This is a genomic window from Streptomyces sp. NPDC026092 (assembly GCF_040638605.1).
GTDB lineage: Bacteria > Actinomycetota > Actinomycetes > Streptomycetales > Streptomycetaceae > Streptomyces.
On sequence record NZ_JBEZYN010000025.1, the window covers coordinates 49,305 to 61,437 of the forward strand.

General features: G+C 71.9%; 11 protein-coding genes. 4 read left to right on the forward strand and 7 right to left on the reverse strand.

Annotated elements, in window-relative coordinates:
* Positions 1-4: 4 nt before the first annotated feature.
* The gene (locus AB0F56_RS31200; protein WP_362015723.1) at positions 5-1,210 is read right to left on the reverse strand and encodes a sensor histidine kinase; all 1,206 of its coding nucleotides are present in this window, start codon (positions 1,208-1,210) and stop codon (positions 5-7) included.
* A gap of 97 nt (positions 1,211-1,307) precedes the next feature.
* Here AB0F56_RS31200 and AB0F56_RS31205 point away from each other — a divergent pair, with 97 nt between their 5' ends.
* Together AB0F56_RS31205 and AB0F56_RS31210 are read left to right on the forward strand one after the other, a co-directional pair.
* A complete protein-coding gene (locus tag AB0F56_RS31205) occupies positions 1,308-2,291 on the forward strand; it encodes an SAM-dependent methyltransferase (protein WP_362015726.1) in 984 nt (327 codons plus the stop codon).
* 147 nt (positions 2,292-2,438) lie between these two features.
* Entirely contained in the window at positions 2,439-3,581 is a 1,143-nt protein-coding gene (locus AB0F56_RS31210) for an NADH-quinone oxidoreductase subunit D (RefSeq protein ID WP_362015728.1), read from the forward strand.
* Positions 3,582-3,599: 18 nt separating this feature from the next.
* Here AB0F56_RS31210 and AB0F56_RS31215 read toward each other — a convergent pair whose 3' ends face one another.
* The 5 genes from AB0F56_RS31215 to AB0F56_RS31235 all read right to left on the reverse strand — a co-directional run bounded on the left by AB0F56_RS31215 (position 3,600) and on the right by AB0F56_RS31235 (position 7,650).
* The gene (locus AB0F56_RS31215) at positions 3,600-4,100 is read right to left on the reverse strand and encodes a GNAT family N-acetyltransferase (RefSeq protein WP_362015730.1); all 501 of its coding nucleotides are present in this window, start codon (positions 4,098-4,100) and stop codon (positions 3,600-3,602) included.
* Complete coding sequence (locus AB0F56_RS31220) at positions 4,097-5,131, reverse strand: hypothetical protein (RefSeq protein WP_362015733.1); 1,035 nt, start codon at positions 5,129-5,131, stop codon at positions 4,097-4,099. Before AB0F56_RS31220 ends, AB0F56_RS31215 begins: the two co-directional genes overlap by 4 nt.
* Before the next feature lie 120 nt (positions 5,132-5,251).
* Positions 5,252-6,232 (reverse strand): ABC transporter substrate-binding protein, encoded by a 981-nt coding sequence (locus AB0F56_RS31225; RefSeq protein WP_362015735.1) that lies wholly within the window; start codon positions 6,230-6,232, stop codon positions 5,252-5,254.
* Between the two features lie 68 nt (positions 6,233-6,300).
* The gene (locus AB0F56_RS31230; protein WP_362015737.1) at positions 6,301-6,960 is read right to left on the reverse strand and encodes an ABC transporter permease; all 660 of its coding nucleotides are present in this window, start codon (positions 6,958-6,960) and stop codon (positions 6,301-6,303) included.
* Between the two features lie 3 nt (positions 6,961-6,963).
* Entirely contained in the window at positions 6,964-7,650 is a 687-nt protein-coding gene (locus AB0F56_RS31235; RefSeq protein WP_362015739.1) for an ABC transporter permease, read from the reverse strand.
* Positions 7,651-7,793: 143 nt separating this feature from the next.
* On the opposite strand from AB0F56_RS31235, the gene AB0F56_RS31240 reads away from it, so the two are divergent.
* Positions 7,794-8,924: an ATP-binding cassette domain-containing protein gene (locus AB0F56_RS31240; protein ID WP_362015742.1), complete on the forward strand. Its 1,131-nt coding sequence runs from the start codon at positions 7,794-7,796 to the stop codon at positions 8,922-8,924.
* On the opposite strand, the gene AB0F56_RS31245 is transcribed toward AB0F56_RS31240, so the two are convergent.
* Positions 8,911-10,023, reverse strand: coding sequence for an alpha/beta hydrolase-fold protein (locus AB0F56_RS31245; RefSeq protein WP_362015744.1), 1,113 nt, complete (start codon positions 10,021-10,023; stop codon positions 8,911-8,913). The genes AB0F56_RS31240 and AB0F56_RS31245 overlap by 14 nt on opposite strands.
* Positions 10,024-10,191: 168 nt before the next feature.
* Here AB0F56_RS31245 and AB0F56_RS31250 point away from each other — a divergent pair, with 168 nt between their 5' ends.
* A complete protein-coding gene (locus tag AB0F56_RS31250; RefSeq protein WP_362015747.1) occupies positions 10,192-12,087 on the forward strand; it encodes a phosphatidylglycerol lysyltransferase domain-containing protein in 1,896 nt (631 codons plus the stop codon).
* The last annotated feature ends 46 nt before the right edge of the window (positions 12,088-12,133 follow it).

A 12,133-nucleotide genomic window follows, 5' to 3' on the forward strand; every position in this document is an offset into this window, starting at 1 on the left:
GGCGTCAGTGGGCGGGCTTGAGGGGAAGCAGGGCGCTGATGCGGAAGCCGCCGCCGGGGCGCGGGCCCGCGTCCAGGGTGCCGCCGACCATGCCGACCCGCTCCCGCATGCCGATCAGGCCGTGGCCTCGGCCGTCGGCGCCCCCGTCCTCGTACATCTCGTGGGTCGCGCCCCGTCCGTCGTCCTCCACGAGCAGCCCGAGACCGTCGTCGAAGTAGACCAGACGGACGCTCGCCCCGACGTCGGGACCGCCGTGCTTGCGGGTGTTGGTGAGGGCTTCCTGCACGATCCGGTACGCGGTGAGCTCGACGCCACTCGGCAGCGGACGCGGGGTGCCCTCGATCCGGAAGTCCACGGTCAGACCGGCGCCCCTGACCTGCTCGACGAGGTCCTCGATCTGCTCGACGTCCGGCTGCGGCACGTACTCCCCGGCCTCCTTGTGCTCGCCGGTGCGCAGGATGCCGAGCAGCCGGCGCATCTCGGCCAGCGCCTGCCGGCCGGTCGAGGAGATCGTCTCCAGGGCCTGCTTGGCCTGGTCAGGCGAGGAGTCCAGGACGTACGCGGCGCCGTCGGCCTGGACGACCATCACCGACACGTTGTGCGCGACGACGTCGTGCAGCTCGCGGGCGATCCGGGCGCGCTCGGCGGCGACGGCGACCTTGGCCTGCGCCTCGCGCTCCTGCTCCAGGCGGGAGGCTCGCTCCTCCAGCTGCGCGAAGTACGCGCGGCGGGTGCGCAGGGAGTCGCCGAGCACCCAGGCGAGGGCGAACGGCACGGTCATGATGATCGTGAAGAAGACGTGCGCGGCCGTGGAGTTGATCTCCTCCTGGTCCGGCCAGCGCAGCTGGGAGAGGGTCGCGGCGCTCAGACCGGCGGCCAGGGCGAGCCGGGAGGCCCAGCGCGGGCCGTCGTGCGCGGCGACCGTGTAGATGATCACGAGCATCGCGAAGTCGGCGAAGAACGGCATGAGCCCGAAGGCGAGCTGGGCGACGCCGATGACGATCGTGAGCACGAGCATCTTCTCGGGCGCGCGTCGGCGCAGGGCCACCACCAGGCACAGCAGCGCGGCGACCACGCCGTACGCGGCGGGGTTGTCGACCGCCGGGTAGGACGAGCCCACCCACAGCACGGAAAGCCCGAAGAGGACGACGGCCCAGAAGCTGTCGACGCCCGTCGGGTGTCTGCGGATGAAGTCGTAGAGGCGCTGCACGTAACCCAGCGTAGGGAAAGCGAATAGGTGCAGGGGTCAACCGTGGGGTCGATCCTTGACGCGAGGACCGTACTCCCCAAGGTGGAGACTGGGGCCCGTGACGGATGAGACGTGTCAGTGGCAGGGGTGGCGCGAGGCCACGGAGCGGGCGCTGTACGGCCCGGGAGGCTTCTTTCTGCGCCCCGAGGGACCCGCGGGGCACTTCCGCACCTCGGTGCACGCGTCCCCGCTCTTCGCGGGGGCGGTGGCCCGGCTCCTCGTCGAGGTGGCGGAGGAGCTGGACACGGACGAGGTCGCGTTCGTGGACATGGGCGCGGGGCGCGGGGAGCTGGTGACGGGGGTGCTCGCGGCTGTCGGTTCCCTCGCGGAGGGGCTGTCGGTACGGGCGTACGGCGTCGAGCGCGCGGAGCGGCCGGCGGGGCTCGACCCTGTGGTGGAGTGGACGGACCGGGTCCCGGAGGGGGTACGGGGGCTGCTCTTCGCGAACGAGTGGCTCGACAACGTGCCGGTGGACGTGGTGACCGTGGACGAGTCGGGGACCGTGCGGTACGTCGAGGTGCGGGCGGCGGACGGGGCGGAGCGGCTCGGGCGGGCCGTGGAGGGCGCGGACGCGTCGTGGCTCGAGCGGTGGTGGCCGCTCACGGAGCCCGGCACGCGCGCGGAGATCGGGCGGGCGAGGGACGAGGCGTGGGCGGCGGCGGCCGGCTGCCTGGCGGCGGGGCGGGCGGTGGCGGTGGACTACGGGCACGTACGGGAGTCCAGGCCGCCGTTCGGGACGCTGACGGGGTTCCGGGGCGGGCGTGAGGTGGCGCCGGTGCCGGACGGGTCGTGCGACGTGACGGCGCATGTGGCGATGGACGCGTGCGCCTCGGGCGGCGGGCAGTTGATCTCGCAGCGGGAGGCGCTGCGGGGCCTGGGCGTACGGGGCGAGCGCCCACCGCTCGCGCTCGCGTCGAGCGACCCGGCCGCGTACGTGCGGGCGCTCGCGGCGGCGGGCGAGGCGGCCGAGCTGACCGCGCGCGGCGGCCTGGGCGACTTCTGGTGGCTCACGCGGCGGGTGGCATCGGGGCGAGGGGCCTGACAGAGCGCCGCCCCCGGGCGAGGGGCACGACAAGGCACCACCCCCGTGGGTTGTGCCCACCCTCCCCCTAGGACTTCGTCCTGGGGGGACCCCCAGCCCTGCGGAACCATTGCCCACAACGGTGGGGGCGGCAGGGATACTGTCCCCATGACGGAGACGACGGTCGGAATCGGCGGGGCGGCGGAGAGCACCGACATGGTGCTGAACATCGGGCCGCAGCACCCCTCGACCCATGGCGTGCTCCGGCTGCGGCTGGTTCTCGACGGTGAGGTGATCCAGCGGGCCGAGCCGGTCATCGGCTACATGCACCGGGGCGCCGAGAAGCTCTTCGAGGCGCGGGACTACCGGCAGATCGTCATGCTCGCCAACCGCCACGACTGGCTCTCCGCCTTCTCCAACGAGCTCGGTGTCGTCATGGCCGTCGAGCGCATGCTCGGCATGGAGGTCCCCGAGCGGGCCGTCTGGACGCGGACGCTGCTCGCCGAGCTGAACCGGGTGCTCAACCACCTCATGTTCCTCGGCTCGTACCCCCTCGAACTGGGCGGTATCACCCCGGTCTTCTACGCGTTCCGGGAGCGCGAGGAGCTCCAGGCCGTGATGGAGGAGGTCTCCGGCGGCCGGATGCACTACATGTTCAACCGGGTCGGCGGGCTCAAGGAGGACCTGCCCGCCGGGTGGCTCGACCGGGCGCGCGCCGCCGTGGCCGACGTACGGTCCCGGATGGACGTCTACGACAAGCTCGTCACCGGCAACGAGATCTTCCGTGGCCGCACCCGCGGCGTCGGCGTGCTGACCCCCGAGGCGGTGCACGCGTACGGCGTCTCCGGGCCCATCGCCCGTGCCTCCGGTGTCGACTTCGACCTGCGGCGCGACGAGCCGTACCTGGCCTACGGGGAGCTTCAGGACACCCTGAAGGTCGTCACCCGCACGGAGGGCGACTGCCTCGCCCGCTTCGAGTGCCTCCTGGACCAGACCCACAACTCCCTGGACCTCGCGGACGCCTGCCTCGACCGGATCGCGAAGCTGCCGCAGGGGCCGATCAACCAGCGGCTGCCGAAGGTGCTCAAGGCCCCCGAGGGGCACACGTACGCCTGGACCGAGAACCCGCTCGGCATCAACGGCTACTACCTGGTCTCCAAGGGCGAGAAGACGCCGTACCGGCTCAAGTTGCGCTCGGCGTCCTTCAACAACATCCAGGCGCTGACCGAGTTGCTGCCGGGCACCCTCGTCGCCGACATGGTGGCGATTCTGGGTTCGCTCTTCTTCGTCGTCGGTGACATCGACAAGTAGGGCTCAGGTCCCCTTGCCTCAGTTCCCCTTGCCCATCAGCACGAAGTCCCTGCCGTCGTTCTCCGGGCGCACCCGCTCCACCACGGTCCAGCCCCAGCGTTCGTAGCGGTCACGCAGTTCGGGCACGTCGAGCGTCATCAGCAGGCGGGGGTGGGACGCGGGGGCCTCCGCGAGGAGGGCGTCGTGCAGTGCGCGGCCGAGGCCGCGGCCCTGGTGGGCGGGGGCGACGACGAGCTCGGCGAGTTCGAAGGCCTCCTCCGCGCCGCCCGTGAGCGCGGTGTCGAGCCACCCGGCGGCGAAGCCGGTCACGGCGCCCTCGGCGTCGTACGAGGCGACGCAGCGGAAACCGGGCTGCCGCTCCGCCGTCTTGCCGAGCAGCCGCTCGACCGTGCGCAGCGCCCCGCGCGGCGGTTCGTGCCAGGGCGGGCCGCAGAAGGCCTGCGCGCACAGGGCGATCCACTCGTCGCGGCGCGCGGCCACGTCCTCCGCGGCGAGCGCCGTCGGCGCCCCGATCGTCAAGAGCCGACCACTCCGCGCAGCTCCGTCACGTCGAGCTGCTCGGTCTCGTCGTGCGCGGTCAGGTCGATGACCTTGCCGATCGCCCGCTGTTCCGGGGTGCGGCGCACGACGGTCGCGAGGACCTCCTCGCCCACCACGTCGGCCAGGTCGGCGTCCTGCACGGCCTCGATGGCGGCGGCCGTCTTCTGTGCGCCCTGCGTGCCGAAGAAGTCGAAGCCGCCCTCGGGGCGGGCCACACGGCGCGTGGCGTACGGGACGATCGCGGAGGCGGCCGGGACGGCGCGTACCGCGGGAACGGCGGAGGGAACGGCCGCGAGGGCCGTCGAGGGGGCGGGTACGACGGCGGACGACGGTCGAGCGTGCTGCTCGCTCCCGGCGGCCGCCGCGTGCTTCCCCTGCGGCTCCTCCGTCTCACGGGCGCGCTCGGCGAGATCGCGGCTGCGGGCGGCCTCGGCCGTACGGCGGGCCTCTTGGGCGGCGGCGTTGCGCGCGAGGTTGCGCAGGGCGTCGGCGGCCTGGCGGTAGGCGGCCGGGGTGGGCGTGGATCCGGCGGCCGGCAGCTCCTTGGCCGGGCCGGACGACTCCAGGGCGAGCTGCCTGCGGCCTTCGAGGGCGCTGGCCCGCTCGGTCTCGGCGGTGGCGTACCGGCGCAGCAGCGCCGCGTGTTCGCCGCGCAGTCCGGCGAGTTCGACCCGCTTGGCGCGCAGCTTGGCGTCGAGCTTGGCCCGCAGCTCGCGCGACTCCTCCAGGTCGGCCTCGAGCTCGGCTATCCGCTCCTCGGTCTTCCACTGGTCCGCCGTACGGGCCCGGGTGAGCTCCGCGACCTGCCGGCCGGCGCTCCGGTCCCAACTGCGCATGATGACGCCACCGGTGATCGCCGCGGCGGCCGCGGCGGCCACGAGCAGCCGCAGCGCCACGGGATCGGCGAGCAGCCAGGCGCCCGCGGCACAGACGACCGACGCTCCGGCGACCGCTGAGGGCGGCAGAAGCTTGTGGAGGGGAGGTGAATGGCGGTGGCGTCCACGTGGCATGGCCTGAAATTTACCGTGCGTAGGCGCGGTATGGGGTGTCGGCCCGGCAATCTCTTGGCCACTTCTCGCCGTCGTGACCGAGTCCCGGTCGGTACCGGGCCGACTCCCCTCCCCCGAGCCTTACTTCTTGACCAGGCCCTTCGACTCCAGATAGGTCTTCGCCACGTCCTCGGGCTTCGCGCGCTCGGCGTCGACCTTGCGGTTCAGTTCGGCGAGATCGGCGGTGGTGAGGACCTTTGTGATCTTGTCGAGAGCGGCCGCGATCTCGGGCGATCCGGCGTCCTTCGCATTGACCACCGGCAGCACATTGTCGGCGTTCTGGAGCTTCTTGTCGTCGTCGAGGAAGACAAGGCCGAAGGACTCGATGGTGGCGTCCGTCGTGGTGGTCAGCACCAGCTGGTCCACGCCGTCCTTGACGGCCTGCTTGGCCTGCGGGGTGCCGACTCCCTTGGGGTCGATCCCGGTCACGTCGATGCCGTAGGTCTTCTTCAGGCCGGGCGCGCAGAACGGCCGTATCTCGCATTCGTCACCGGCCGCGATCTTCACCTTCAGCTTGGACGCGCCCAGGTCGGAAAGCGTCTTCAGCTTGTTCTTCTCGGCGAATTCCTTCGAGACCGCGAAGGCGTTCTGGTCGACGGCCTCGCCGACCGCGAGGACCTTCAGGCCGCGCGGCTCCGCGAGCTTCTTCAGCGCCTCCACCGTGGCGGCCGCGTCGCCGGACGCGACCGGCTTCTCCTCGGGCGCCTTGGGGCCGTTCGCCTTCGCATTGAGGAATTCCGCGATCGTCGCCGCGTATTCCGGTACGACGTCGATCTCGCCCTTCTCCAGGGAGGGTTCGTACAGCTCGCGGTTCTTGACGGTGGTGATGGTCGCGTCGTATCCGGCGTCCTTCAGCACCTGCGCGTAGAGCTCCGCGAGGACCTTGGACTCGGTGAACGCGGCCGCGCCCACGACGAGGGAGCCCTTCTTGCCGGCGCCGGACGTGCCGCCGCTGCCGCCGGCCTTCCCCTGCTCCAGGCTGTCGCCGCCGCACGCGACGAGCGAGACGGTCAGCGCCGCCGTACCCAGTACCGCACCCGCGATGCGCGAGGTCCTGCTCACGAGATCACTCCTAGTCGTCGTTCGTTCCGTGTCACAAGCGGTTCGTTCCAAGCCGGGCAATACGGCGTTCAGGCGCGTCGGGCAAGGAGGCGGTCCGCGCCCACCAGGGCGGCCTCCACGACGAGGGCGAGCAGCGCCACGAGCAGGGCGCCCGCGACCACCTGCGGGGTGTTGTAGGTGTTGAAACCGGCGGTGATGATCCGGCCCAGGCCCCCCTGGCCGACCATGGCCGCGATCGTCGCAGTGGCGACGACCTGCACGGCGGCCGACCGCAGCCCCGTCATGACCAGCGGCCGGGCGAGCGGCAGTTCGACCTTCCGGAAGACCTGTCCGCCCGACATGCCCATCCCCCGCGCGGCCTCCACGACCGCCCGGTCCACCTCCCGCATCCCGACGTACGCGTTGGTGAGCAGCGGCGGCACCGCGAAGAGCACCAGGGCGATCACCGTGGGCACGTACCCCGCGTTGCGCAGCGGCGACACCATGAAGAGGGCCAGGACCGCGAAGACGGGGATCGCCCGCCCCACGTTGGAGATGTTCACGGCGAGCGCGCCGCCCCGGCCGATGTGGCCGAGCCAGAGCCCGAGCGGCAGCGCGATCGCGCAGGCGAGCAGCAGCGCGACCCCGCTGACGTACACGTGCTCACCGAGGCGGTGCCACACCCCGCCGTCGCCCGCCCAGTTGGCGCCGGTCGTCAGCCAGCTCCAGGCGTCCGCCACGATCCCCACCGCTCACTCGCCCCCCGGCGCCGTGCGTATGCGGGTCCACGGGGTCAGCAGCCGCTGCACGCCGAGGAGCAGCAGGTCCGCGACCACCGCGAGCAGGACGCACAGCACCGAGGCCGCGAGCACCTGCGCCTTGAAAAACGTCGGCAGCGCGTCCTCGATGAGGTTGCCGAGGCCACCCCGCCCGACGATCGAGCCGACCGTCGTGAGCGCGATCGTGGAGACCGTCGCCATGCGTATACCGGCCATCAACGCGGGCAGCGCCAGCGGCAGCTCGACCTCCCAGAGCAGCCGCCCCGAGCCGTACCCCATGCCGCGCGCGGCCTCCCGCGCCTCGGCCGGCACCGCGTCCAGGCCCGCCACCATGTTCCGTACGAGAATCGTCAGGGAGTACAGCACGAGGCCCGTCACCACCAGCGCGGCGGAGAGCCCGAAGAACGGCAGCAGCAGCGAGAACATCGCCAGCGAAGGAACCGTGTACAGCAGCGTCGTCAGACCGAGCACCGGTCCGGCGAACCGCGGCCGGGCCCGGACGAGCAGCGCCAGCGGAAAGGCGACGGCGATACCGATGAGGACGGACACGGCCGTGATGCCCACGTGCTGGAGCAGCGCGTCGGTCAATTCCTGGCTGCGGGTGCGCAGATACTCCCCGCAGATCCAGTCGTTCGTCACCAGACAATTCGCCGCGCTCATGTACCCTCCCCCCGGTCACTCGCCGTTGCCGAACGTATGTCTGACCGACCCTATCCCCCGGCACCGACAATCGCCGAGGACCGCCACATTCCGGCAACACGCCCTTCACACGCACCCGTCACTCAGGCGTCAGAATGGGGAACATGATCCGGTTCGAGCATGTGACCAAGCGGTACGCGGACGGCACGACCGCCGTCGACGACCTCTCCTTCGAGGTCGCCGAGGGTGAACTGGTGACGCTCGTCGGCCCGTCCGGCTGCGGCAAGACCACCACGATGAAGATGGTGAACCGGCTCATCGAGCCGACCGAGGGCCGCGTCCTCCTCGCCGGCGAGGACATATCCGCGATCGACCCCGTCCAACTGCGCCGCCGCATCGGATACGTCATCCAGCAGGTCGGCCTCTTCCCGCACCGCACGGTCCTCGACAACACCGCGACCGTCCCGCACCTGCTCGGCGCCCCGCGCGCCAGGGCCCGCGCCCGCGCCGCCGAACTCCTCGACCTGGTCGGCCTCGACCCGAAGACGTACGGCAACCGCTACCCCGAGCAGCTCTCCGGCGGACAGCGCCAGCGCGTCGGCGTGGCCCGCGCGCTCGCCGCCGACCCGCCCGTCCTCCTGATGGACGAGCCCTTCGGCGCGGTCGACCCCGTGGTCCGCGAGCACCTCCAGAACGAGTTCCTCCGCCTCCAGTCGCAGGTCCGCAAGACCGTGCTGCTCGTGACCCACGACCTGGAGGAGGCCGTCCGCCTCGGCGACCGCATCGCCGTATACGGCCAGGGCACCATCGAGCAGTTCGACACCCCGGCCCGGGTCCTCGGCGCACCCGCCACCCCCTACGTCGCCGACTTCGTCGGCGCGGACCGCGGCCTCAAGCGGCTCTCGGTCACCGCCGTGGACGCCGGCGCCCTGGAGGACGTCCCCGTCCTGCGCGCGGGCGAGCCGACACCGAGCGCGGACGCCGCCGCCTCCAACGCCCCCTGGTCCGTCGTCCTCGACGCGGACGGCCGCGTCGAGGGCTGGGTCGCCGCGGACGAGCCCGGCCGCACCCGCCCGGCCCCGGAGCCGGTGCCGCTCGGCGCCTCCCTCCGGGAGGCACTGGCCGCGCTGCTGCAGAACGACACCGGCTGGCTGCCCGTCACCGACCCCGCCGAAGGCGGCCGGTACGCGGGCGTGCTCACCCCGGCCGCCGTCCACCGCGCCCTGCGCGCGGCCTCCCCGGAACCGGCATCGGACCCCGCACAGGCACCGGCCAAGACGCTCAGTTCGCGCTGAGCCGCCCGCTCATCCACACCAGGCCCGGCGGGATCTCCCGGTTCCAGGTGTTGAAGTTGTGGCCGCCGCTGTCCAGCGTGATCGAGGAGACCCGCGCGGGGGCCTTGACCTTCTTGATGAAGTCCCGGGTCCCCCGCAGGTTTCCCTCGCCCTGCTTGGACGTCGTCACCAGGAACGACGAGTTGCCCTGCGGCAGGTGGTCCAGGCTCCACAGCAGGTTCGCCCGCTTGCGCGCCCTGTCGTCACGGTGGAAGAGATCGCCCGTCGTGACGTCCTCGGCCGCCTGGTAGTACGCCGAGAACCCGGCGCCCGCCGCGAACCTGTCCGGGTGGTGCAGCGCGATCTTCAGCGCGCAGTAGCCGCCCGTGGAGTTCCCCATGAACCCCCAGTTCCGCGCCTTCGTACCCACCCGGTACGTCTCCGAGACGGCCTTCGGCAGGTCCTGCGCGAAGAAGGTCTCGGTCTGCGGACCGCCCGGGATGTCCACGCACTCGGTGTCCCTCGGGGGCGCCACCGTCGGCCGCAGCATCACCAGGATCATCGGCCGCATCTTCTTCTCCTTGGCCTGGAGGAAGGCGGTCTTCGGGTACTTCAGCCCCTTGAGCAGGTTCTCCGCCGTGCCCGGGTAGCCCGTGAGCACCACGGAGGCCGGGAACGTGGCCTTCTCGTACCCCTTCTGGAAGTACTCCGGCGGCAGGTACACGTACGCCGGCGAGCTGATGCCCGACTTCTCGCCCGCGACCACGACCTTCTGTATCTGCCCGCCGACCGAGGGCTTGGAGCCGCCCGGCACGTCCAGCGCCTGCGTACCGACGACCTTGAGGTCCTTGGAGGCCGCCGAGTGGTCGACGACCACCCCCATGTCCTGCTCCTGGCCGAAGAGATCGGCCCACGACCCGTAGAAGAGGAACGAGTTGTTCGCCGCGAGACCCACCGAGGCGAACAGCGCGAGCTGGGTCACGAGCAGCAGCCCGATCCGGCCGAGGACGGCCCGGACGCCACCCCGGGCGAGGCGCGGCCACAGCCAGACCGTGGCCACGAAGAACACCACCGCCAGCGCGACCGCAAGCACCAGGACCTTGTTGCTGGTGAGACCCATGAGACGCCCGAGCCTTCTTCCTGAGAATTTCCTGTACGTGTGAATGAACCCGCTCCCCCGCGAAGCCGTCCTAGAAGGCGCAAAACCTCCGGACCCGGCCCGCCCCTGACCACCGCGTGGCCGCCGGAGAACGAATCTTTCGCGGAGCTACGGGAAGCACGGGAAGCGATGTCTGTCACGGTAGATGGGGACAAGTCAGGATTGGTTCCGGTTCGGGTGCGCCGGATTCTGCGCGGACCACGCCCCGAGAAGGTGCCCTCCCTCGTCGGAACGGCCTGCACCCTCGTCGGCCTGATCGACATCGCGGCGGGCGTCTTCCCCCGCTTCCGGGCCAGCCGGATGCACGCCCTCGCCGAGGTCCTGCCCGGCACGCTCGGACCGCTCTCCGCGGCCCTCTCCCTCAGCGTCGGCGTCCTCCTCCTGCTCCTCGCCCACGGCCTCAAGCGCCACAAGCGCCGCGCCTGGCGGGCCGTCGTCGTCCTGCTGCCACTCGGCGCCGTCGCCCAGTTCGTCTGGCGCCACTCCGTCCTCGGCGCCCTGCTCTCCCTCGCGCTCCTTGCCCTGCTCGTACGCCACCGGGACCAGTTCGCCGCCCTGCCCGACCCCCGCAGCCGCTGGAAGGCGCTCGCCAACTTCGTCCTCATGGGCGCCGGCTCGATCCTCCTCGGCCTGGTCATCGTCAGCGCCCACCCGCGCGTCGTCGTCGGCAACCCCAGCCTCACCGACCGCCTCGAACACGTCCTGTACGGACTCTTCGGCTTCGAAGGCCCCGTCGGCTACGGCCGCGGCGTCGACTGGACCGTCGGCTACTCCCTCGGCGCCCTCGGCATGCTCACCGCCCTCACCACCATCTACCTCGCCTTCCGCCCCGAGCACCCCGCCGCCCGGCTCACCGAGGACGACGAGACCCGGCTGCGCGCCCTGCTCGCCAAGCACGGCGGCCGCGACTCCCTCGGCCACTTCGCACTCCGCCGCGACAAGGGCGTCGTCTTCTCCCCCAGCGGCAAGGCCGCCGTCTGCTACCGCGTCGTCTCCGGCGTCATGCTCGCCAGCGGCGACCCCATCGGCGACGTCGAGGCCTGGCCCGGCGCCATCGAACGCTTCATGGACGAGGCCAAGGCCCACTCCTGGACCCCCGCCGTCATGGGCTGCTCCGAGACCGGCGGCGAGGTATGGACCCGCGAGACCGGCCTCGACGCCCTCGAACTCGGCGACGAGGCGGTGGTGGACGTCGCGGATTTCTCCCTCTCCGGGCGCGCCATGCGTAACGTGCGCCAGATGGTGAAGCGGATCGAGCGCAACGGCTACACCACCAAGGTGCGGCGCGTCCGCGACCTCAGCGACGGCGAACTCGCCCGCGTCCGCCGCGCCGCCGCCGACTGGCGCGGCACCGACACCGAGCGCGGCTTCTCCATGGCCCTCGGCCGCATCGGCGACCCCGGCGACGGCGACGCCGTCATAGCGACCGCGCACAAGTGGGAAGGGGCGGCGCGAAGCGCCTCCGGCAGGGCGGTGGCGGGAGACGGGTGGGCCGACGAGGACGGCACCGCCTCCCCCTACGGCGACCTGAAGGCGATCATCCACTTCGTCCCCTGGGGCCCCGACGGCATGTCCCTGGAACTCATGCGCCGCGACCGCTCCGCCGACCCCGGCATGAACGAGCTCCTCATCGTCGCCGCCCTCCAGGACTCCCCCCGCCTCGGCATCGAACGCGTCTCCCTCAACTTCGCCATGTTCCGCGCCGCCCTCGCCCGCGGCGAGAAGATCGGCGCCGGACCGGTCCTCCGGCTCTGGCGCGGACTGCTCGTCTTCCTCTCCCGCTGGTTCCAGATCGAGTCCCTGTACAAGTTCAACGCCAAGTTCCGGCCCCGCTGGGAACCCCGCTTCGTCGTCTACCGCAAGAGCCGCGACCTGCCCCGCATCGGCTTCGCCGCCATGCAGGCCGAGGGCTTCGTCAACCTCCAGCTGCCCCGCCCGTTCGCCCGCCGCAGGGCCGCCGCCGAACCCCGCCCCTGCGCCCACATCGTCGCCCCGCAGGCCGACCGCGAGTGCCGCGCGGCATGACGACCCCGTGAGCCGCACGGGCCGCGCGCACGGGCCCGTAGGGTCC

Coding starts and splice junctions, on each gene's coding strand:
- AB0F56_RS31220 (WP_362015733.1), bottom strand. CDS start 5,131: ATGCCACGTGGACGCCACCGCCATTCACCTCCCCTCCACAAGCTTCTG.
- AB0F56_RS31250 (WP_362015747.1), top strand. CDS start 10,192: ATGTCTGTCACGGTAGATGGGGACAAGTCAGGATTGGTTCCGGTTCGG.
- AB0F56_RS31210 (WP_362015728.1), top strand. CDS start 2,439: ATGACGGAGACGACGGTCGGAATCGGCGGGGCGGCGGAGAGCACCGAC.
- AB0F56_RS31235 (WP_362015739.1), bottom strand. CDS start 7,650: ATGAGCGCGGCGAATTGTCTGGTGACGAACGACTGGATCTGCGGGGAG.
- AB0F56_RS31245 (WP_362015744.1), bottom strand. CDS start 10,023: ATGGGTCTCACCAGCAACAAGGTCCTGGTGCTTGCGGTCGCGCTGGCG.
- AB0F56_RS31240 (WP_362015742.1), top strand. CDS start 7,794: ATGATCCGGTTCGAGCATGTGACCAAGCGGTACGCGGACGGCACGACC.